This is a genomic window from Novosphingobium sp. JCM 18896, assembly GCF_025938095.1.
Classification (GTDB): Bacteria; Pseudomonadota; Alphaproteobacteria; order Sphingomonadales; family Sphingomonadaceae; genus Novosphingobium.
The window spans coordinates 12639-33394 of the sequence record NZ_JAPCZF010000014.1; the positions used below are offsets into that span (position 1 = coordinate 12639).

The 20756-nt window shown below is 59.9% G+C and carries 16 protein-coding genes and 4 pseudogenes; 9 read left to right on the top strand and 11 right to left on the bottom strand.

Going from position 1 to position 20756, the window contains the following annotated elements; all coding sequences use genetic code 11:
* Positions 1–404: 404 nt before the first annotated feature.
* Positions 405–971 carry a hypothetical protein gene (locus OLX23_RS25145; protein WP_264448110.1) on the bottom strand — a complete coding sequence of 189 codons (567 nt, stop codon included), beginning with the start codon at positions 969–971 and terminating at the stop codon, positions 405–407.
* Positions 972–1116: 145 nt separating this feature from the next.
* Between OLX23_RS25145 and OLX23_RS25150 the strand changes: the two genes are divergently transcribed.
* The gene (locus OLX23_RS25150; protein ID WP_264448111.1) at positions 1117–1566 is read left to right on the top strand and encodes a hypothetical protein; all 450 of its coding nucleotides are present in this window, start codon (positions 1117–1119) and stop codon (positions 1564–1566) included.
* Between the two features lie 426 nt (positions 1567–1992).
* On the opposite strand, the pseudogene OLX23_RS25155 reads toward OLX23_RS25150, so the two are convergent.
* Positions 1993–2901 (bottom strand): annotated as a pseudogene (locus tag OLX23_RS25155) (IS3 family transposase); the annotation flags it as partial.
* A 72-nt stretch (positions 2902–2973) separates the two neighbouring features.
* Between OLX23_RS25155 and OLX23_RS25160 the strand changes: the two are divergent.
* Positions 2974–4002 (top strand): IS110 family transposase, encoded by a 1029-nt coding sequence (locus OLX23_RS25160; RefSeq protein WP_264448112.1) that lies wholly within the window; start codon positions 2974–2976, stop codon positions 4000–4002.
* A 237-nt stretch (positions 4003–4239) separates the two neighbouring features.
* Here OLX23_RS25160 and OLX23_RS25165 read toward each other — a convergent pair.
* Positions 4240–4503, bottom strand: a pseudogene (locus OLX23_RS25165) (transposase); the annotation flags it as partial.
* Between the two features lie 266 nt (positions 4504–4769).
* Between OLX23_RS25165 and OLX23_RS25895 the strand changes: the two are divergent.
* The 3 genes and pseudogenes from OLX23_RS25895 to OLX23_RS25175 all read left to right on the top strand — a co-directional run bounded on the left by OLX23_RS25895 (position 4770) and on the right by OLX23_RS25175 (position 6627).
* Positions 4770–5243, top strand: coding sequence for a helix-turn-helix domain-containing protein (locus OLX23_RS25895; RefSeq protein ID WP_413629941.1), 474 nt, complete (start codon positions 4770–4772; stop codon positions 5241–5243).
* 1 nt (position 5244) lies between these two features.
* Positions 5245–5532, top strand: a pseudogene (locus OLX23_RS25900) (DUF4019 domain-containing protein); the annotation flags it as partial.
* Between the two features lie 156 nt (positions 5533–5688).
* Positions 5689–6627: an SDR family NAD(P)-dependent oxidoreductase gene (locus OLX23_RS25175; protein ID WP_264448113.1), complete on the top strand. Its 939-nt coding sequence runs from the start codon at positions 5689–5691 to the stop codon at positions 6625–6627.
* 916 nt (positions 6628–7543) lie between these two features.
* On the opposite strand, the gene OLX23_RS25180 is transcribed toward OLX23_RS25175, so the two are convergent.
* Together OLX23_RS25180 and OLX23_RS25185 are read right to left on the bottom strand one after the other, a co-directional pair.
* Positions 7544–7777, bottom strand: coding sequence for a hypothetical protein (locus tag OLX23_RS25180; RefSeq protein WP_264448114.1), 234 nt, complete (start codon positions 7775–7777; stop codon positions 7544–7546).
* Between the two features lie 143 nt (positions 7778–7920).
* The gene (locus tag OLX23_RS25185; RefSeq protein ID WP_264448115.1) at positions 7921–8355 is read right to left on the bottom strand and encodes a response regulator; all 435 of its coding nucleotides are present in this window, start codon (positions 8353–8355) and stop codon (positions 7921–7923) included.
* A 146-nt stretch (positions 8356–8501) separates the two neighbouring features.
* Between OLX23_RS25185 and OLX23_RS25190 the strand changes: the two genes are divergently transcribed.
* Positions 8502–9431 carry a LysR family transcriptional regulator gene (locus OLX23_RS25190; RefSeq protein WP_264448117.1) on the top strand — a complete coding sequence of 310 codons (930 nt, stop codon included), beginning with the start codon at positions 8502–8504 and terminating at the stop codon, positions 9429–9431.
* Positions 9432–9910: 479 nt separating this feature from the next.
* On the opposite strand, the gene OLX23_RS25195 is transcribed toward OLX23_RS25190, so the two are convergent.
* Positions 9911–10879, bottom strand: a complete 969-nt coding sequence (locus tag OLX23_RS25195; RefSeq protein ID WP_264448118.1) for a 5'/3'-nucleotidase SurE — start codon at positions 10877–10879, stop codon at positions 9911–9913.
* 89 nt (positions 10880–10968) lie between these two features.
* Positions 10969–13644, bottom strand: coding sequence for a TonB-dependent receptor domain-containing protein (locus tag OLX23_RS25200; protein WP_264448119.1), 2676 nt, complete (start codon positions 13642–13644; stop codon positions 10969–10971).
* 363 nt (positions 13645–14007) lie between these two features.
* Here OLX23_RS25200 and OLX23_RS25205 point away from each other — a divergent pair, with 363 nt between their 5' ends.
* Complete coding sequence (locus OLX23_RS25205; protein WP_264448120.1) at positions 14008–14976, top strand: TauD/TfdA dioxygenase family protein; 969 nt, start codon at positions 14008–14010, stop codon at positions 14974–14976.
* A gap of 282 nt (positions 14977–15258) precedes the next feature.
* Here the strand turns inward: OLX23_RS25205 and OLX23_RS25210 are convergent, their stop codons facing one another.
* Positions 15259–16182 carry a hypothetical protein gene (locus OLX23_RS25210; RefSeq protein WP_264448121.1) on the bottom strand — a complete coding sequence of 308 codons (924 nt, stop codon included), beginning with the start codon at positions 16180–16182 and terminating at the stop codon, positions 15259–15261.
* A gap of 310 nt (positions 16183–16492) precedes the next feature.
* Here OLX23_RS25210 and OLX23_RS25215 point away from each other — a divergent pair.
* A pseudogene (locus OLX23_RS25215) lies at positions 16493–16819 on the top strand (phage baseplate assembly protein V); the annotation flags it as partial.
* A 2-nt stretch (positions 16820–16821) separates the two neighbouring features.
* Here the strand turns inward: OLX23_RS25215 and OLX23_RS25220 are convergent.
* Positions 16822–17700 carry a hypothetical protein gene (locus OLX23_RS25220; protein ID WP_264448122.1) on the bottom strand — a complete coding sequence of 293 codons (879 nt, stop codon included), beginning with the start codon at positions 17698–17700 and terminating at the stop codon, positions 16822–16824.
* Between the two features lie 296 nt (positions 17701–17996).
* Between OLX23_RS25220 and OLX23_RS25225 the strand changes: the two genes are divergently transcribed.
* The gene (locus OLX23_RS25225) at positions 17997–18770 is read left to right on the top strand and encodes a methyltransferase domain-containing protein (protein ID WP_264448123.1); all 774 of its coding nucleotides are present in this window, start codon (positions 17997–17999) and stop codon (positions 18768–18770) included.
* 216 nt (positions 18771–18986) lie between these two features.
* Here OLX23_RS25225 and OLX23_RS25230 read toward each other — a convergent pair whose 3' ends face one another.
* Both OLX23_RS25230 and OLX23_RS25235 read right to left on the bottom strand, forming a co-directional pair.
* The gene (locus tag OLX23_RS25230) at positions 18987–20204 is read right to left on the bottom strand and encodes a multidrug effflux MFS transporter (protein WP_264448124.1); all 1218 of its coding nucleotides are present in this window, start codon (positions 20202–20204) and stop codon (positions 18987–18989) included.
* A gap of 50 nt (positions 20205–20254) precedes the next feature.
* Positions 20255–20755: a DUF1993 family protein gene (locus OLX23_RS25235; protein ID WP_264448125.1), complete on the bottom strand. Its 501-nt coding sequence runs from the start codon at positions 20753–20755 to the stop codon at positions 20255–20257.
* Position 20756 lies beyond the last annotated feature (1 nt).

Below are 20756 nucleotides of genomic sequence, written 5' to 3' on the forward strand. Positions count from 1 at the left end.
GTGAGCGCGTGTTCGAATTTTGAAGACCCTCAAGAACTAAAGGTTGATACATATGTCGGATGCTATGGGGATGGCAATTATTCAATAACCATTGAACCGACCATCCTTAAAATTGACACCAATTCTTTTGATTTCAAAATTGAACGAAAAAAAATCGGCGTAGGCCTGAGTTCCCCATTTATTCTAATTCGGGATGGCAATAAACTATTTGCAAGACAGTCAGATACTCATTTCTATAGATTCATTTCCGATGAGGGAGGGCGCACGCTAATTATAACAGATCAAAATAGTTATGTTTATAATTTCAAGCAGAATTACTGCCACTAAATTGACACTCTCCTCGCCCACTCGCCTTACTCTAGGTCAGATGAAAGGAGCGAGCGGGAAGAAAAACTTGAGATTTATTAAGGCGAGATTTTTGGCGGCAAGACATCGATTTGATGGACGTTGCCCCAGTTGAACGCCGGACGGCCGCGATGCACGTCTGTGTCGAATACACCCTCCTGGAAGAACCAACCCTCCAACGGAACGACAGGGTCTGCCGAGATCCTGGGGCGAAAGCGAATACCGAGTTCTAACCTGCTGGGGTTTTCAATCGGCATTGCGATTGTCTCGTGCCAGATACAGTCCTGACCATATTCTTCGAAGATGGTAGAGGCGAAACAGGCTAGGTTGATCATCACTTCACGCAGATCCAATGGGCCCTGCCGGATGTTCGTCATCGCCCTTCGGCGACCCGGGTGATCTAGAGCGACGATACGAAGATGGCGGAAATCCCTCGGCACCGTGAGGCCGATCAAGGAATTTAGCATCTCGCCCCTGCTCAGATGGCCGAGACCGCAGAGGCGACGGACGAATTGATCCACTTCGGCTTGATCCCAAGGCCCCGCGATCGCTGCGCCTTTGGCGAGTAATTGGCCCGGGTAGCTGATGAGGCTGGCGCGGTCTGGCAAGGTCACATGCTCATTCATAAGTTTTTCCGTTGCTTAGAATCTGACAGCGTTAGGTCAGTCCATTCCAATCCAGATCGCAGGCCGAGGCGCGCCTGCCGACGCTGACGTCAACCTCTCGTTGACAGACCTCTTGCTAGGTGACTTCGAAAGGGGATTCATCACCATGCAATTCGGACAACCGATCGCCGTTCACGTCTATCAAGGCGCAGTCTTGCCACCGCATAGTACTCTGCTGGCAGAGTATTTGTGTGACGGGTCAAGTTGCCCAAATCCGGGAGTGACGAAGCTGGTTCTGCATGATGAGGCGCGGTTCATTGAGCTTGACCAACGTGATGGCACCAATCATCGCGCCATCTACAGCGCCGTTTCAGAGGCTCTCAAAGACGCCAGCAAAAGGAACGCCACCGACGTCCATATCTCCCTTGTATCTAGATTCGTCTGGGGCCAGATCACCGGTAATCAAGGGGTCAAAAAGCTTGAGAGCGAGTTGGTCAAAGTGGTGCGGCTAGCGAGCCGCTTTCGCAGCGTGACTTGGCATCTGGTCGAACCGCCGTTCACGGTTTCGACCGGCACGGTAGCCACGCTGCGCGCGCTGAGGCGAATCGCTCCTTGATACGTTGAGCGCGCTCAATCTCGCGGCGCGGCAACGGGGGCTGAACAGCGATCACCAATCGGTTACGATCGGCATCCTACACCATGCCGCACGGAAGCCTCGTAAAAATCGTAAACGAGCTCGGACGTGAAGCACCGTCGCTCATGGAAAGATTTCTTGGTAGAAGATCGAGGAGGTCACGATCTCGAGCGACGCGAAGAGGGCGTTCCGCTTCCGCAACTCGCAATTGGAAATATGGCCGCGGCACAGCTGCTCAGCGTCGGATGCGCGGTCGCATTCTTTCTCCTGCTGGCGTTGTGCCGGATTGTATGAGAGCCGTTGGCCCCGCAGGATATGATTATCACGCTTCGCAGGGTGTCATAAATCGACGTGACAGGCTCACTCTTACGTCGATGTTCTCTGGTCTGAGCCCCGACGTTCCTCCACCTATGAGTAGAGCCGGAGGCCCGATTGATGCCCATGCGTGGGCGTGATGACAACCGGGTTGGGGGTTAACCCCCAACCCGGTTTGCCGATTGATTGGGCGGCCATCTCAGCCGGGGTCATGTTCCCCAGGCTCGAGTGGGGCCGGTGATGGTTGTAGTCGTGTCGCCAGGCGGCGAGCACCGACCGGGCCTGGGCCAGGCTGGTGAAGATGGTCTCGTTCAAGCATTCGTCTCGCAGGCGCGCATTGAAGCTCTCGATGAACCCGTTCTGCTGTGGCTTGCCCGGCGCGATATAATGCCACTCGACATCGCGCTCCTTCGACCAGCGCAGGATCGCCATGCTGGTAAACTCGGTGCCGTTGTCGCTGACGATCATCGCCGGGCGCGATCGTTCGGCCATCGACCAGTCCAGCTCCCGCGCCACGCGCACGCCCGAGATCGAGGTGTCGGCGATGAGCCGGACGCACTCGCGGGTGAAGTCGTCGACCACCGCGAAGATCCGGAACCGCCGACCGCAGGCGAACGCATCAGATACGAAGTCCAGCGACCAGCGCTGGTTGCGGCCCTGCGGGATCGTCATTGGCGCACGCGTGCCCAGCGCCCGTTTGCGGCCGCCGCGGCGACGCACCTGCAGTCGCTCCTCGCGATACAGCCGCCGGAACTTCTTGTGGTTGATCCTCACGCCCTCCCGGCCCAGCAACCAGTGGAGGCGGCGATAGCCGAACCTGCGACGCTCGGCCGCCAGGCCGCGCATCCGCTCCCGGATCGCCCCGTCATCGCCTCGCCGGCTGCGATACCGAACCATCGTCCGGTCCACGCCCAGCACATCGCACGCCCGCCGCTGGCTCACCTCAAACATCTGCTCAAGGTGAGCCACCGCTTCCCGCCGAACAGCGGGCGTCACCATTTGTGGGATGGTCCGCCCCCTTACGGAGCGACGCGGTCAGGAGCATCCTGTCCGTCTCATCAAGGAGGAGCAGTTATGGCAGACGTTGCAGTGATCGGCATCGACATCGGCAAAACCACCTTCCACCTGGTTGCCGTCGACGCCTCCGGCGCGATCCAATGGAAGAAGAAACATAGCCGAGCTCAGCTGATGCGACAGATGGAGGGAATGCCGGGATGCCTTGTCGGCATGGAAGCCTGCTGCGGCGCCCATCATCTTGCGCGCGAGCTAGTCGAGCTGGGGCACGACGTGCGCCTGATGGCGCCCCAGTTCGTAAAGCCGTTCCTCAAGTCCAACAAGAACGACTACCTCGATGCAGAGGCAATCGCTGAGGCCGTGCAGCGCCCAACGATGCGCTTCGTGCCGGCAAAGTCGGTCGATCAGCTCGATCTGCAAGCGCTACACCGCGTGCGCGAACGCCTGGTGAGCCGTCGAACGGCGGTCATCAACCAGATCCGCGCCTTCCTGCTAGAGCGCGGTATCGTGTTCCGTGCCGGCCGCCGACACATGGCGCGCGAGATGCCGCTTCTGTTCACCGACGAGCGATCCACTCTGTCGCCGCGGATGCGGATGATCCTGCAGCAGCTCTGGGGCGAGTGGCGCGGCCTCGAAGCCGACATCGTCACCGTGACCAAGGAGATCGCGATGATCGCCGCCGCTGACGAGGGCTGCCAGCGGCTACTCGCCATCCCTGGCGTCGGACCGTTAGTTGCCACGGCGCTGGTCGCGGCGGTCGCCGACGGCACCGGCTTCAAGCGAGGCCGCGATCTTGCTGCATGGCTTGGCCTTGTGCCCCGGCAGCATTCCACCGGCGGCAAATCGACGCTGCTCGGTATGTCGAAGCGCGGCAATAGCCACCTGCGACGACTGTTCATCCACGGCGCACGGTCGGCCAGCCTGCACATGAACCGCGAGTGCGGCCACGGCCCCTGGCTCGACCGGCTCGAGATGCGAGTTCACAAGAATGTCGCAGTGGTCGCGCTGGCGAACAAGATCGTGAGGATCAGTTGGGCGGTGCTTGCCCGGCAGGAGGAGTATCGGCCACCCGTGCCGATCGCCGCCTGACCGGCAAGCACCGCGCGGAGAAGTCTGCAAGACGAGGAGTGATGGCAAGCAGTCGATGGTGTCACGACCGAAGCCTGGTTCAAAAATGCAGCCCTCGAAGGCTGGACCAATTGTTAGGCCGGACGTGCGCGTATCCCATCATGGCCAGGGATCGAGATGTCCCACACATAGGCCGGATACATTTACGCAGACTGTGCCGCCAACCGCATCTCACGCTTGCCAGACGGGGGCGGACCATACATTTTTTGCAGTGATCTCCTTGAGCATCGCATTGTCCAGCATCGCCTCGGCCAGCAGCTTCTTCAGCTTCGTGTTCTCGTCTTCCAGCTGCCGCAGGCGCTTCGCCTCCGACACCTCAAGGCCGCCGAACTTGGCCTTCCACTTGTAAAAGGTCGCGCTGCTCACTCCGTGCCGGCGACATACGTCCGCCGTCGGCAACCCGGCCTCCTGCTCCTTCAAGATCGCGATAATCTGCTCTTCGCTGAACCTGCTGCGCTTCATTCCGTCCGACTCCTTCCATGGGCCGGACTCTACTCAAATCTGGAGGAAATCGCGGGGCTCAGACCACTCGCCCGGAAAGTCGGCACCTTTGGCGTCACCGCCCGAGCTCTCGCCGCTGCCGCCATTCATTGCAGCCGTAGCGGACCCAAATAGCGTACCTTCAGAGCAGACCTTCGTTCATACGTTGGAAAAGGTCCCCCGCGCATCGCGGGAGGGTCGGCTGTTGGCCGCGCAAGGCGAGATGCATCAGGGAGATGTCGAGCTTGATGCTCACAGAAAGAGACAAGGAAACTCTCCGCCTATTGCTGCGCGGACACGATGCGAAATCCATCGCGCAGATTCAGGAGCTGTCCGTCCACACCGTAAATGAGAGGCTGCGCGATGCGCGGAAAAAACTCGGAGTTTCGAGCAGCCGCGAAGCTGCGCGCCTCTTGGCAGCATCAGAGGACATCGCCCCCAATATCGTAGGGGGCCAAGAAATCGAGGTGATGCGGGCAGCCACGATCAGGCAAGGCGGCGCGCAGCGGGAGCGCAGTGATAACCATCGTTTCCTTTGGATATCGGGAGGAATGCTGGATCATGTCGATACTTATAGCCGCTGGTGCACTCGCGTTGATCGGGCCGAAGAACGAGAATGCCCGGCCGGATCTCCATGCAGTCGCTTATGCCCCGGAGCCATCGCACGATCAGTCCTATTCAGAGAGCCTGAAGGCTGCGCAGGATTAGGCGAACCTTCTTGATCGAGGAGCTTGGCAGGAAAGCTGGCGCACCGCGGCCAGCATTTTCAACACTCAGCTATCTGCGGTGCAGTGGGCAGGCGTGATAGAGCCGATCCGTCGTCCCCTTGGCAGGATGATTACCCGTAAATACATATCGGCCACGAGAGCGAGCTCGCTGCCAGGTGCACCGCCGGGCGACTATGTGATCGCACAGTTTGAAACGAAATTCTTGAGCCGAACTGGCATAGAGACGATAACGCTCGCCAGGCAAGGTCGATCCTGGAAGGTGGCGGGTTACTTCCTTCGATAGGCGGTAAACATCTTGGCGACTGTTCGTTCCTTCCGACATCGCCGCCGTCCGAGGAACTAACTGCTTTTCCGAAAGGCAGCCATAGTTTCCGGAGATCAGACGAACAGGGGTGGCGGAATTTAGTCGCCGCGGCCCAGGAGTGCGGAACGGTCGGGGATGAACAAGAGCGTTTCAGATCACAAGATCAGGCTCGATGAGCAGGTCATCCTCGTGACCGGTGCCGGGCGGGGCCTCGGTCGAGCATATGCTCTCGAGCTAGCCGCGCGAGGTGCGCACGTCATCGTTGCGGACAACGGGGTCGGAATGGAAGGTGAAATTCCGGATCAAGGTCCGGCCGGTTCGGTCGCAGCTGAGATCGCCGCGGCAGGCGGAGCAGCGATCGCATGTACCGTCGATTTGGCGGACGAACGAAAATCCGCGCAGGCAGTAGAGGTTGCACGCGACGCCTTCGGTCGCATCGACGGTATTCTGCACAACGCCAGCACGGTGCCGGAGCTTACGCCGGTGGATGCGCTCTCGACCCTGGCTCTCGAGCGTGTTCTCGACATTAATGTGAAGGCGGGGCTCTGGCTCGCTCGCGCCGCCTGGCCCCATTTTGCTGCGCAAGGCTATGGGCGCATGCTCTATACGACCTCCGCGGCGATTTTCGGTGCTGCGGGCAATGCTTCGTACGCTGCTGCCAAAGGCGCTGTCTTAGGGATGGTGCGTTGTCTGGCGGTTGATGGGAAATCGCACGGGATCTGCGTCAACGCTCTCGCGCCTTCCGCCCGGACGCGCATGACGGAGACCTTCCTGTCCTCGGACTATGGCGAGTGGCTGCGCCGTACCATGCCACCGGAGAAGGTCACTGGTGCCGCTGCATTCCTGATGAGCGATGCCTGCTCGCTAACTGGCGAGATACTTGCTGTGGGCGGGGGACGCGTGGCGCGCATCGCGCTGACCGAAAACGAAGGCGTCATTTTGCCGGATCCGAGCGCGGAGGCCGTCTGCGAAGCCCTTCCTGAATTCATGACGGATGCTGCGAAGTTCCATTCGGCGACACTGGAAGAGCGGTCTGCAACGGTCGCGGCGTTGCTCGGGTATCCCGAAGACTAATGCTGGCGCAGATCGCCCAACATGCCGTCGTTCGGGTGTTCCTTTGAGCTCCCTGAAAGCGGCCGTGTTTATGTGGGATGAGGGGCTGCTGGGTTGTGGGGGCCGGAAATTCCGCTTGCAGCGGAAGGAGGGATAGCGTCCGTTGATTTGAGGTTCGGCGCAGGTCGAAGGCCTCAGTTGTGAATCTCCCGCCGGGGGGGGCATCCTTCGTTCAATGCCACGTTGGCTCGCATCCGGTTGGTTCTCGCCTCGCCAATCTTGACACTCGCATTTTCGATTGCCCAAGGGCCGGCGGATGCTACATTAATTGAGGAAATCGATCGCGACTGTGGGTTGAAAGACGGGGCTTTGGCGCTTGTCGGCAACGAAACTCGACTACAGCCACCTCCCGATGACAACTTCGACAGCCTCGAATGTGCTCTTGATCGCCCCACAAAATTAACGGGATTGAAGTTCGGTTTTGTTGGGAATGAGCTAGACCCAGATGTCGTATTAAGACAGCTGTTTCGTTACATTGCTGAAGGGACAGAATCGGACTCTCGGCTCTATCGAATGCTGCGTTGGCAGAGAAATGGTCTGTCATGATGCGTGCTTCAGATTCACATGAGCTTAAGTTTTTCCAAGTTTGAGGGCGGCCCTAGTATGACGAACGCTCAATCCGAATACCTCTTGGATCAAATTTGAAAAAAGGAATTTGGTGAAATCGTGTTTGGGCAGGCACCGCAGAAGCTCAGCGCGTCAGACTATGCTAGTGACTAGGATCTGCATCCTCAGCTAGTTGAATGAACGATCGCATAGTTCGCGATAGGATTGCATCGTTGCGCTGCCGGCGCCCGCTATCGGGAGCGTCTCGAGAGCATTGCGACGGCACTGTTGGCCGTAGTCGATCCGATGCAGCCGAGATCATGGTGTCGGTTCACATGATCATAGACTGCAACTTGTATCTGACACCTGAAACCAGCAGGTCGAAAATCGCTTCCGACATCGCGGAGCGAGGCGGCGCGGGCGTTTCAGCGAGCAATTCCGCCACTTCGGCAAGAGCGAAACTGATTTGTTGACCTGTTGGCCCAGCCGAAGCGACTCGCTTCGCTAAAAGTCGCAACCTTTCCGCAACCGCTGTTGAATATTGGGCATCTGGATCGTGGCTCATTGAGATTAGGCTCTCTGGAAATCGGCACAATGCACGGGACAAGATTTTTTTCGCGGCTTTCAGCCGCCTTGGTCACGCATTTCGAACTCGCGGAATGATAGTCAACGCCGTCCATGGAGATGCGCTGCTTATACTGCCAGGCTCTATCCCAGTATGCCCACGACGAAGTCCCGCGCTGATCTCGTCGAGAACGGCTTAGGTATAAAGTGGAAGTTCGCCGGAACCTCCTCTCGAGTTAGTCCTCCCGACATCACGACGATTGGCAGAGCCGAATTCATTTTTGACGCTAACCTGGCCAATTCGATACCATCGGTTTTTCCCGGATAATGGACGTCTGTGATCATCATGTCGAAGTCATTTGCCGAAAGATCGAGGTGCTCCAGAACCTCATCAGCATTGATCGCCTCGGTCACCGCGAGTCCACTTTCTCGCAGCCGGGCCGATAAGTTTCTTCGGATGGCAGCTTCATCTTCAACGACCAAGACATGGCACGATCGTTTCGCGGAAAGAGCGTTCGGCCTGCCCAGGTCGCTCGCAGGGGTCGCCCCAGCCATTCTTTCTTCCTTGCCCAGTTTCACGGAACGCTTGATCCTATCCAGCCGGAGCTTACGATGGGACGCAAGCTATGTGACCGAATGATGACAGCGGATTTGGAGGCCAGCAACGCACCGTGAAGTGATGGCGGGTCATTACGGTGGAGTTATGGGTTGGAGGGGAGAATCATATGGCCGCCTTGCCGTTCACGCTGCGGCAACTCGACGTTTTCGAAAGCCTCGCCCACCATTGCAGCTTTCGCAACTGCGCTGAGGATCTGGGCATTTCGCAAGCATCTGTCAGCAATCAAATAAAAGCGCTCGAACAGCAGCTGGGGATTGAATTGGTAGGCCGGCACCCCGGACGACGCCCGTCGTTGACGCTCGAGGGTCAAGCGTTCCTCGTAGACTTGCGCAGTTTTCGTGTCGCTTGCGATGCTCTGAGCGATCATCGCCGGGTGCGGCCTGCGACGAACTCACTTCGAAAATTCCGCCTTCTGATCGGCCAACCCTACTTCGAACGCTACGTACGGCCACATCTCAACACGTTTCTGGCCAGCAATCCCTACATCGAACTCAATTTCGATTCAATTGCGCCCAGCAAACGCGTGCAAAAGGAAATAGAGGGTAATCGGTATGACTTTGCCATACTTCATACAAAAGAATGCTTTGCTACCGATCCCCGATTCCAAGAACTCGCGACCGTGCGAACCGGGATTATCGGGCACCAGCAGTTTTGCGAAGGGAAAAGACTGCCCCTAACCGCCCAAGACGTCAGCGAACTTCCATTTATTCTCTATCCGGCTGGGACTGACGTCTCGCGCGAGGCACTAGCGGCTTTTAAAAGATACGGCATTCGCCCTAAGATCGTTAGTGGCAGGACTTTTCACATAGACGTCATGATCAAGATGGTCGAGGAAGGCATTGGTGTCGCTTCTATCCCAGAGAATGTTCTAAACGGCCCCTTATCAACGGAGGTTCGCTTTCTTTTCATTCTCGATGACTGGAAGACAGTTCTGTTCCGAAAAGACCCTCAAAAAGACGCCGTTCGTGAGGTGGTCAACAATTTCCTTTGTACCTGCGTGGCGAGAGGTCAACAGGTTATCACTGATCATATCTGAGCGCACGCGTTTCGCAGGCCAGAACATTTGAAGCAGGCATCTCCACACAGTAAATCTTGGGGTCTCGGCCGATAAGGGCTGGACTAGCTTAGCGCCGCTATTCAAAGACGCATTTGTCGGCTCAAAAAACACTCGGAAATCTGAGTAGCGCGAGTATAGGCAGCATAGTCGGATTTGAAAGACAGCCGCTACTTCATCCGCGGCGGCTCGGACATCTGAGGCTTCTTCAAATGAATGACCGTTTTGTCGCGGCATACCTCCGAGCCCAGTCATGGACTGCCGGAAGGAATACGAGCTCTTCACGCCTGCTCGAAGGCCGGGTGTAAGCGCACCAAGAACAGTAAAACGAAGCGCGTGTCGCTAACCAGGAACTGGCGTCGTCGCCAATCAGGCTAGTGTGCGCCGACGGTCCAGAACGCCACCGCGCCTCGCTACGGGCGGTGACCCGCGCCGCGCCCCGTCCCGGCTGGTCACATCTATCATCTCGACAGCAAGCCGCTGAGGCGCTCCTCGATACCCTGCCGCGCCGCCCGGTCGTGATCGTAGCCCGTCTGCATGACGCTCACCGAGATGTCCTTGCGGTTGACGATTGACTCGTCGCCCGACTGATCGGGACGCGGCGCGTTCGCATTGCTGCCCACGACCAGACCGGGAACATGCTGCCCACCGAACCCGCGAGCGCGGCCTGCATCGGTGGCGCCCATGTCCTCGACGAATTCGACACGCAGGGCGTTGTAGGTGCCGATGCGGCTGGAGCGCCAGTTGGCACCCGCCAGTTCGTCGGGGAAGTTGACGTTGAGCGACACCCCGCGCGGCAGCAACGCCTCGCCGCGCGATCGGACATCCAGGGCCCGCACCATATCCACCGCTAAGGCCGCGACCTTGGCCGAGTTGGGGTTGGCGAGCCGCATATCGCCGACCGTATTGTGCCCGGCTGAGAGCGCGATCGCCGGGATACCGCGATCGGCCGCGTACTGGACGTTGCTGACCGTACCCGAGGTCACGACGATGCTCCCGATGTTCTGCCCTTCGTTGGGACCCGAGAGGACCAGATCGGGCGCCCTGCCCCAGCGCTTAGCCGCCGCGATGTCGATCCCGTAGAGCGTCGCCATCACGGGGGTACCGTCGACATAGAAAAAGTCCGACGTGAAACCTGGCCTCGTCATCGCGCCGACGCCGGGCTCGCCCGCCCTAGCCGCGTCGTTGAGACAAGGTTGAGCCAGCGGGGTCAGCGGCCGCATGAAGCGAATCGCGGCCCCCATGCCGCTCTGGTTCTGACAGGGCACCGATACGATCACATCATGGCCGGCCGCCCTGAGCGCTTCGTATAGCGCCTTCACGTTGCTGGTGAGGCCATCGTCGTTGCTGATGACGATATTGCGGGCAAGTGCTGGTACCGATTGCACGGCACAGGCCAGCGCGAGCCCCGTCAGGATCTTGCGATGCATTCCCTCTCTCCTTTTTTCCATCTTTTGCGCGAAAGCGTGGCGCCGGGACGAGCGCAGATCACGTCACGCAGGTCTCGGCGCGCCGTCCGTCAAAACTTCTTGCTGATCCCCAGACGAACCAGCCGCCCCAAGGTGAAGCTGTCCCACACGCCGAACCGCGATCCCGATGACCCGCGATAAAGCGGGGGATCCTGGTCGAAAAGGTTGTCGACGTTCAGCGACAGCACCAGGTCGCGGGCGATCCGGCTTTCGCCGGGGACCTTGTACTGCAGAAACAGGTTGAAGACGTTGTAGTCGCCGATCCGCTCCTGGTTCAGCGTCGCCGCGCTCGGGATGATCTTGAAGCCCTGGAGGTGGTTCCAGGTCAGCTGCGCGCGCAGGTTGCCGACATCGGCCCCGAGACTGGAACTGACGCGCAGCTTCGACATCCCGTTTTCCAGCACGTCGACCAGCGCCGCCGTCGGGTTCGACTGCCGGTCGAAGGTCAGGATCCGGCTGCCCGACAGGTCGAGGAAAACGCCGCCGAAACCGGTCTCGCGGTTGTAGCGCAGGTAGAAGTCGAGACCCGTGGTCTTGGCCCGCGCGAGGTTCTGCGTGCGGCTGTCGAGCACGCCGTAGACGCTGTCGAAATTGCCGCCGGGCAATTGCGCGATCGTCGCCGCGGCATTGGTCGCCCCCTCGGCCGTCAAGGCTTGGAAATAGGCCTGCATCGCCGCCGCGCCTTTGTCGTAGGTTACGTTCTTGTCGGCGAAATCGCGGTAGAACGAGGGATCGTAGATTGGCGGAAAGCCGATCACGCCCTTGAAGTCGATGCTGTAATAGGTCAGCCCGGCGGCAAGGCCCGCAAGTGCCGGCGGATTGACGTCGAAGCCCAGCGACCAGGTCCGCGCCTTCTGCGGCGACAGCGGCGTGATCGTGCCGCCCAGGGTGATCAGCGTCGTCCGGCCGTTGGCCGGGATCGCGGGGTTCGTATAAGGACGCTGCGCGAGCGCGAGGACCGTGAAGGTCGGCGCCCCGCCCAGCGCGATGTCGGATATGCCGGGCGCCTGGAAGGCCTTACCCCAATTGCCGCGCAGGTTGATCCATTCGATTGGCGCAAAGTTGACGCCGACCTTGGGATTGAAGGTTCCACCGAAGTCGCTGTACTTGTCGTAGCGTCCCGATCCGGTGATCGAGAGGCTGTGAAACGGCCCGAAGCCATCACCGAACACCGGGATATTGAGCTCGCCGAACAGCGAGGAAACCGAGCGCGAAGCCTTGCGGTCGAGCAGCGCCGCCACGGCTGTCGCGGTCAGCGAGCGCGAATTGTTGCCGGCGTATTTCTCGTGCAGATATTCGCCGCCGACCGCGATCCGCAGCGCCCCCGCGGGCAAGGACAGCAGGGCGCCATCGACCACGGCGCGGGCATTGATCATCTCATGCCGCGCACGACCGTATTGGAACCAGTCAATCGCCGTGTTCAGAGCCGTGGCATTGCTTGGCGCCGCGAGATTGAACGGATTGAAGGTACCCGCCGTGATTGCCGCGTTGATCGGCGAAGCGTTGAGCAACTGGCCGATGAATTCGGACTTGCCGACGCCGTAGTTCGCCAGCGCGTTGATCTGCCAGCCGCCGCCCGCGTCGATCTTCATCGACGGCGTGAAGCCGTAGGATTCCATGTCGGTCCGCTGCCGCGTGAAATTGCCGAGCACCGGCGAGAAATTGAACTGGTAGGAAGCGCTCGCCGGCGATCCCGGAATGGCCGCGAGGATCGGTGCGGCGAAAGGATTGGTATTGCGCACGGTGACGCCGCCGGCCACCGAAAGCGGGCCGCCGTCGGACAGGTTCTCGCGATTGACGTAGTAGCCCTTGAGCGTGAAGCTCACCGAACCACCTGTATCGACGGTCAGGCTGCCGAGCACCGAATGCTTGGTCTCGTGCGGGTAGATCGTCGTCAGCTCGGTGTTGTCGCAACGATTGCCCAGACCCGCGGTCAGGCCCGGCAAGGCATAGACGGAAGTGCCGACGCGAAGGTTGCCGACGTTGCAGTCGAGCGAAGACGGCACGCCGTTCACCCAGTCGAGGCTCTGCGACCAGTCGCGATCGGCGCCGTAGATCGCATCGTGCTTGGCGAAATCGTAAGCGACATAGGCCGAGACATCGTCCCAGACCTTCCCGACGATGAGGCCCGCGTTGTACTGCTGATAATCGTCGGCGAAACCGTAGTTGCCGCGCACCTCGAGACCGTCGAACGACTTGCGCGTGATGAAGTTCATGACGCCGCCAACCGCGTCCGAGCCGTAGGTGGCCGAGCCGCCGTCGGTGACGATGTCGACGCGCTCGATCGCGGTCGGCGAAATCGCGTCGAGATCGGCCGAGGATTGGGTGATGCCCATGCCCGGCAGGCGATGCCCGTCGAGCAGCAACAGCGTGCTGTTCGTACTCGCCGAGGTGCTGCCGAGATAGCGCAGCGAGGGGCGGTTCACCGACAGCGAGAAGTTCGAGCTGCCGCGCACGCCGACGAAGTCGAGAAAGTTGCCCGCTTGCGGGATCGAGGCAATGAGATCGGAGGTGTTGACCGCACCGACCGCTTCGATCTTTCCCTGCCCGACGACAATCGCTTGCGATCCCCCGGGCGCAATGCCGCGGATGAGAGTTCCGGTGACGACGATTTCTTCGGCGGGCGTCTCGCTTGGCTGCGCGTCTTGCGCGATCGCATTCTGACTGATCGCGGCGGCGGCCAGAATGACGGCAGCACCGAGCTTAAGGCGGTTCTTGTGCCTCATGTTATCATGATCCTCCCAATTGCCCGATCCGGGCTAAGAGGGAAGACGCACGCGAGTTCGATTTGCGAACCTCAAATTTTTAGAATCTCATCGCGTCGTTGGCTGCCGTGCCATGGCCCCAATTGTGGGGGTGTGACACGGCAGAAGAAGTTGCACTCAATCTAGCTCTGAACAAGCGGTATCAGCCCGCACAAATTTGCTTAGGCAAGCAAAATTCCGGCCATATCGCCACTGTAGTCGCAAAGACGCCGCCACGAGGAAAACTATCTATATAATCGGTAAAGAGCCTCCTTTTACCAGCCTTGGGAAACGAGGATTACGGTCCGACAGCCATGCTGAAGGGATGGCTGAAAGCAGCGATCAATGGGTAACATCGTCATGAGCGCTTCTCTATCGCGGCGGCCCGGCTGTGCGCGCAACGGTGGGCGCAGGTTGCTGCTTGACCAAAATCGTCATGCAGTGCAGCGCGCTGTACACTGGTTCAAACGGGAAATGGCGATGAAGACCATAGACATGAAATCGTTGGTCGGTACCGAGGTCGTGATCGACCGCGACGACTTCCTGAGCGGGAAATACTCTAAGGAAATTGAACATCTCCTGGTCGAGCGCTCAGCGCTGGTTTTCCGCGAGATGCATCTCACCAAAGAGGAGCAGCTCCAGTTTGCCGCGACGATCGGTAGCCCGATCGCTTTCGGCGATAGTGCCGTGTCAAACATTTCGCTCGATCCCGAAGTGTCGACCAGCGCCGAATATACCCGCGGTGCCTTTTACTGGCATATCGACGGCGCCAACGACGCCGTGCCGGCAAAGGCGACGATGCTGACCGCCAAGAAACTTTCCGATGAAGGCGGCGACACGCTGATCTGCAATACCTACGCCGCCTATGCTGACTTGCCTGAGGACGAGAAGGCCCGGCTCGACGGCTTGATGGTGCGCCACGCGCTCGAAGCGACGCAGCGCATGGTGCGGCCTGACTACAGTGCCAAGGACCTCGAGATCTGGCGCAGCCGCTCGTCGCAGACCCATCCGCTGGTCTGGCACCACAAGCACGGCGGAAGCTCGCTGTTGATCGGCGGGACCGCACTTTACGTCCACGACATGAGTTTTGAGGATAGTTCGATGTTGCTGGCGCGGCTAATGGACTATGCGACACAGGAAAAATACGTCTATCGCCACAAGTGGACAGTCGGTGACTTCCTGTTGTGGGACAACACCGGCACAATCCACCGTGCAGATTTCTATCCTCTCGACAGTGATCGTTTGATGCACCGCACGACGCTGCACGGAGAAGAACCGGTAACCGTTGGCAGGATGGCTGTCTCCAACGCCTGACCAATTCGGCCAGAAGTGAGCATGGTGCCTAACGTGGCATCGACGCGAGGCCCTTTTCGGGGCCGTGAGATCTGGATGTAGGGCATTCGCCTGCAATCAAAGCATCGGCTGACGGTCTTCGCCAACATTGCCGCCGTTCAAGCGCCTCTACGAGGTCGCTGAAAGCGGCCGATCGTTCATGAGGCGGGGGAAGGGCAGCTCGGTTGTGGTTCGCTCGGTTTTGTATCGCGCGCGCAAGCAGCATCTATCAGCAACTGGCCTCGCGCTGGTTTCGATCGTGCATTAGGTCATCCTGATTGTCTCAGCGCTACAGATGGCTCCTGTAAATTCTCCTCGTCCGGGCAACGTGTCATTGCTGAACCCGTCACCGATACCGCCCCTATCTGGAGCCGACCTCATAATCCGCCAATGTCTAACCGTTTCCAGAGATTCCCCCGTCGCTGGAGAGACATAAGCACAATAAACAATGAGCCAAAACCGCCAATCCCCCCACAATTCGTCCTGAACGATTCCTTTTACCTCATAATGGCGAGTGTCGTCCTTTTGAGGAATGATTGCGTCAATATAAGTCCAATCGGCCCTAGTTTGATCTGGCGGTGAAAAGTCGCCGGGATATGTATTTCGTGGCAGGAGGCTGCAAAAAATCTTCACATCAAGAGCTGGGACGTTACCAAGGTTCTCAAGGGTAAGGCTGAAGTTGATGTTGACCCGGTTGATTGGGTCGATTGGATTGCGGTGAGGGTCTCGTGCTGATCGAAACACCGTTCCCTTGATAAATTGCGCGCCATCCAAGGCGACCCACGGTCTTTGGCTGGTGTTGAGCGCTTGCGCAGCGATACGATTGGCTTCGCGCATTGCGTCCGTTGCGTAGCCAGTATCTTCGACGGCACGACGGGTGAGAACGATCTGCCAAAGCAGCAGGGCCGATCCGAGGATGCCTACTATGACTCCCCACCTTGTCCACGCCGCACCGTCTTCAGCGGCCTTGGCCGCGCGCCACTGAGCGCATAGATCGCTCTCCTCCTTGCTGCTCGGATTCTCGCAGGGAATGGAACCGCCGGGAGTGCCGGATTGCATGCCGCTCATTGCAGCCGTGGCGTGAGAATATGATGGAAACCGATCGGCACCGAGTTCGGGCACCCGAGCAATATACGCACCTAATCCGAAGGTGATCGTCAGGGCCGCCAATCCCGCCATGATCAGCAAGGGCCTGTTGCCTGGGGGCATATCGTTGTCACTCGTCTGAATTTGGGTTGCTGTTCCCCGAGAACCAGCCCCGAGGCTACTCGCGGAGTTATAGTTCAACGGGCACGCAGCGGAGCATGGCGATCTACCAGGATGGCGCTCGCTTCGTCCATCCCGATGACCTCTACCGCGGTGCCATGACGACGCATCTTAGGAAGCTCGCGAGCTTCTTCTGACAGCGGCGCGGCAATTTATCTGAGCGACTATAGTGCCATCGATCGGCACGAATTGCGCCCATGTCCGATGAGCCCGACACCGTAGCGAGGTTTCGCAGATCCTGCGCGAAGGGCGTGTCGTGTTCGTCGATCGCCCGGCCCGAACTTGCGTTGTGGCGATCGGCGATCCCGACAGCGACGAAGACGAGACCGCCGACGTGCCCTGGCTGGCCCTGCGCGCCGGCGAGACGATCGTGTGGACCCCGCCCAGCGAGGGCGAACAGGGCATGCTGCTCTGCCCCGGCGGCGACATCGCCCAGGGCGTTTTCGTCGCCCGGCTCTATTCCACCCAGTTGTCCGCGCCCGGTAACGTCCTGCGCGAATTCATCCGCTTCGGCGAAGCGAGCAGCGGCCTGAGCGGCGTCGAACAATGCGCCCGCTAGCCTCAATGCGGTTTCGCCAGCGCCTCGAGATCGACCTTGGCTGCCGTCGCGACTTCCATCAGCGATCCTAGGCAAGCATAGACCCCGGCCCGCCCGAGCTTTCCGTTCTCCTGGAATTCCGAAAGCTTCGAGGGGCGCGTGTCACCATCGAACAAGACCTGCGCCGACTGCCCCATCATCTTTTTGGCCAAAGCCGCATTTTGACAGACCTGGAGCGCTTTTTCGGCCTTGGCCTGAGCTTCGTCAGGCAACGCCTCGGGGATTTCCAGGTCTCCGACCTCCATGTAGCTTTGCTGGCAGGCGGTTTCAGTTTCCTTCGCTGCCGCGAAGCCGTCGTACACATCGGCGGAACCGGATTGGATGCCCTTCGCAACCTTCGAGATCTTGCCGCCCGCTTCATCACAGGGCGTCATCCTGTTCACGACGCCATTGTAGAAGCCCTGCATCGCAAGCGTGCGCTTTTCCGTGTCCACTTTAGCGACAGCCGCCTTGTCGGATGCCGCGCGAATCTCGGCTTTCTGTGCCTCCGCCGCTTCCGCGCTCGCGCGCGCGGCGGCTGCTTCTCGGCTCTTGGCGATCTGTTCGGGGCTTACGGATGCCCCCATGACTAAGCCAGCTGCCAGGAACAGGACTACTGCCACGACGGCACGCGGGATCCCTCTCAACGGCGATGCCTGCCACCGTTTGGCGATTGGCTGTATGGGCATGGCGACGGCAGCCGAAAGCAGCGAAAGCAGCGCGGCGGCAAATATCGGCTCGCTAAGATACCCCGCTGTCATAAGCAGGCAAATGCCCACCCAAATCCGTCCGACAATCATGCCGACAAGTGCTCGGCCTGACGGCCCCTTCTTGTCCTGGTAGAGCGCCCCTGAAACGTCCATACATCCCCCTGCTTCGCCGCATCAGCGGCAATCGCTCCCCTAGTCTGGCCATTCTTTGTCAGGATAGAAAACTGGCTCGGGATCGGATGTATCGACCACTCGCTGGGTGGGGAGCAGCGGCGCTTCGCCATCGAACGCAACACGGATCCACGCCAACTAAGCCGACGCTCGCCGGCTGCTTGAGGCTCGCCGAAAGCGGCCTACCGTTCATATGCGATCGCTGATCCCTTCGGCATCCCTCGATCTGTGGCCTTCAACGCTCTTGGAATACGCCACGCGATCGCTATCATGAGACAATGTTACATCTATCGCTGCAGTCCTCGCCCAATCCGGCGAACGCCCCCAGCGCCCGCTTCTTCGGCGGCATCGGAATAAGCCCGGGCGCCCAGGTGCTCGACGTCGGCTGCGGCAACGGCGATCTCAGCCGCTACGTGGCCGGTCTTGCCGGAAGGGACGGTGAGGTCGTTGCGATCGACAGGAGCGAGGAGGCGTTGGCGATGGCTCGCGCGGTCGAGGCGGCTCCAGGCGCAGCGCGGATCGACTACCGCGCGGTCGACCTTTCGGGCGATCTGCCGGACTTGGGAACGTTCGATGCTATCGTCGGCCGCCGCGTCCTTATGTATCTCCCCGATGCCGCCAGGACGCTCGAGCGGCTGGCGTCGCTAGCCAGCCGCGGTGCCATAGTGGCGTTCCAAGAGCATGCGCGGTCCGGCCTTCCAGCGGGGAATGGCGACCTCGAGCTCCACCGCCGGCTCTACGACTGGAACTGGCGGACGGTGGCTGCGGAGGGGGGTGACGTAGGACTGGGGCTCCGTCTCGCCGAGCTGATGCGGCGGGCAGGGCTGGCCGTCGAGGAGGAGCGCGGCGAGGCCATCCTGCTCCGTCCCGACCAGCCGTCGTTCCTGCCTGTTCTAGCCGAGGCGATGCTGCCGCGGATTGTGGAGCGTGGCGTGGCGACTGCCAATCAGGTCGATCTGCCCACGCTGCCGCGAAGGATCGACGAGGAGCGGCAAGCTGCGGGGGGCGTGATCGTCTGGGATCTTGCATTTCTCGTCGCGGGTCGCGCCTGACGCCACCTCGCTGTTCGGGCCACGAACGCCGACATAGCGGCCGTCCGACGGCTCAAGACAGCGCCCTAAAACCTGCCTTTCATTCATCGGGCTATTGCGATCACACCATAGACTGGCTTTGGGACGAAGCCGTCATTCCGAATTGGCTCGCTAAGCGGCGGTTTTCGACAAGAGCCGACGTTCGCACACTGGATCATTGGAAACCGGGGCAGCCGATCATCCGCGATCGTCGAGACGGAATTCAAGGGCAACGCGAGCCGCCGCAGCTGAGAGCAATGCGCAGGCGGTCATGGTTCCAAGCATTGGAAGCTCGGTGCCGTTTGCGGTTGCAGCCACCACGAAGCTTGCGAGTGCGCCGGCCGCGAAACCTGCCGTTCCAAGGATCGCGGACGCGGAGCCCGCGGCAGCGCCATGTGCGTGGAGGGCCATGACGGTGCCGACCGGCACGAGGATGCCCATTGAGAACAAGACCATGGCGACGCCGAGGATAAGCACTAGCGTGCCACTAAGGTCGAGAAGCCCTACGACAAGAAGCGCGGACGTCAGAATGGCATTTGCGCCAACGCAGTAGCCGAGCAGGCGCGCGGTTCCGAGCCGGTCCATGAGCGGACCGGCCAACTGTGCCGAACCGGACCACATGACGGCGGAAAAGCCAAAGACCATACTGAATTGCAACGGGGTCAGTTCATAGATCGTCATGAAGACGAACGGTGAGCCCGAAACATATGCGAAGAACGTTGCCTGGGCCAAGCCGATCATCAACGCAGCGCAGATGAAGCTTCGGTCCCGTAGAAGCAAGCCGTAGCCCCGCAGGGTCGCCATTCCCGCGACGCGGCTGGCCGCCGGTAGCGTTTCAGGAACCTGCGTGACGACGAGCGCTAGCGTGACCACACCTGCGGCGGTCAGGAACCAGAAGATCGATGTCCATCCGTAGACCTCGACAAGAGCCGTGCCTGCCAGAGGCGAAATCAAGGGCCCGATCGAGATGACGAGGACCATGAGCGAAATCATCCGCGCCGCGGTCGACCCGGTGTAGCGGTCCCTGATCAGCGCTCGCGGTACGGCCATGGCGGCGCAGGCCCCGATACCCTGCAGGAACCGCCATACGATCAACGGCTCAACGGCGACGGCCACGCTTGCCCCTATCGACGAGACGACGAAGAGCAGCAGTCCCGCATAGAGCGCTGGCTTTCTCCCGAACCTGTCGGAGACCGGGCCGAAGATGTTTTGTCCGACCGCAAGCGCCGCCAGATAGCTTGTCAGGCTGAGTTGGATTGTGGCGCTGGTCGTTCCCAGCGCTCTGGCCATCTCGGGGAAAGCGGGAACATACATGTTCATCGCGAGAGGGCCCGCAAGCGACACCAGTCCCAGTATCAGCGCCTCTTTCCTGAACGACCAGGGACTTTCGCCAAGTGAGTTGGCTCGGGAGGTCATCGCGGAAGCTTTCATAACGAATGGGAAGGGCGGCGACCGTGAGTGTTCGACTATCGTTGCAGGAACGGAAGCTGCCCGATGTAGTCCATCTTTCCGATGCGAACGCCTTTATGGCGCAGGATGTCGTAGGCCGTGACCATGTGAAAGTAGAAGTTCGGGACGCCGTGCTGGTAGAAGTAATCCTTTCCGAGAAAGGCGCCCGACCAGCCTGGAGGCGCCACGATCCGTTCTTCCCAGCCGGCGAAATCGCCTTCCTCGATCGATGCGACATACGCGACCGACTTTTCGATCAGAGCTTTGAGTTCCGGGACCGTCTTCTCGGTATCCTCGTAAACCGGGATCGGTTTGCCGCTCAGAACGGACGCCGCCAGCCTGGCCGTGTCACAGGCCATCTGAACCTGGCTCATCAACGGCCGCATATTGGGTGCCAGACGGGCGTTCAGCAGAGCGTCCGGCGCCAGGTTGTTCGCCGCGGCGTGCTGTTGCGCCTTATCCAGAAGCCGGCAAAGGGTGCGAAGCATTTTGGTGAATTGCGTAATCTGCGCGTACATC

Coding starts and splice junctions, on each gene's coding strand:
- OLX23_RS25175 (WP_264448113.1), top strand. CDS start 5,689: ATGAACAAGAGCGTTTCAGATCACAAGATCAGGCTCGATGAGCAGGTC.
- OLX23_RS25895 (WP_413629941.1), top strand. CDS start 4,770: ATGCTCACAGAAAGAGACAAGGAAACTCTCCGCCTATTGCTGCGCGGA.
- OLX23_RS25180 (WP_264448114.1), bottom strand. CDS start 7,777: ATGAGCCACGATCCAGATGCCCAATATTCAACAGCGGTTGCGGAAAGG.
- OLX23_RS25220 (WP_264448122.1), bottom strand. CDS start 17,700: ATGGACGTTTCAGGGGCGCTCTACCAGGACAAGAAGGGGCCGTCAGGC.
- OLX23_RS25195 (WP_264448118.1), bottom strand. CDS start 10,879: ATGCATCGCAAGATCCTGACGGGGCTCGCGCTGGCCTGTGCCGTGCAA.
- OLX23_RS25150 (WP_264448111.1), top strand. CDS start 1,117: ATGCAATTCGGACAACCGATCGCCGTTCACGTCTATCAAGGCGCAGTC.
- OLX23_RS25230 (WP_264448124.1), bottom strand. CDS start 20,204: ATGACCTCCCGAGCCAACTCACTTGGCGAAAGTCCCTGGTCGTTCAGG.
- OLX23_RS25190 (WP_264448117.1), top strand. CDS start 8,502: ATGGCCGCCTTGCCGTTCACGCTGCGGCAACTCGACGTTTTCGAAAGC.
- OLX23_RS25145 (WP_264448110.1), bottom strand. CDS start 971: ATGAATGAGCATGTGACCTTGCCAGACCGCGCCAGCCTCATCAGCTAC.
- OLX23_RS25235 (WP_264448125.1), bottom strand. CDS start 20,755: ATGTACGCGCAGATTACGCAATTCACCAAAATGCTTCGCACCCTTTGC.
- OLX23_RS25205 (WP_264448120.1), top strand. CDS start 14,008: ATGGGTAACATCGTCATGAGCGCTTCTCTATCGCGGCGGCCCGGCTGT.
- OLX23_RS25225 (WP_264448123.1), top strand. CDS start 17,997: ATGTTACATCTATCGCTGCAGTCCTCGCCCAATCCGGCGAACGCCCCC.
- OLX23_RS25160 (WP_264448112.1), top strand. CDS start 2,974: ATGGCAGACGTTGCAGTGATCGGCATCGACATCGGCAAAACCACCTTC.
- OLX23_RS25200 (WP_264448119.1), bottom strand. CDS start 13,644: ATGAGGCACAAGAACCGCCTTAAGCTCGGTGCTGCCGTCATTCTGGCC.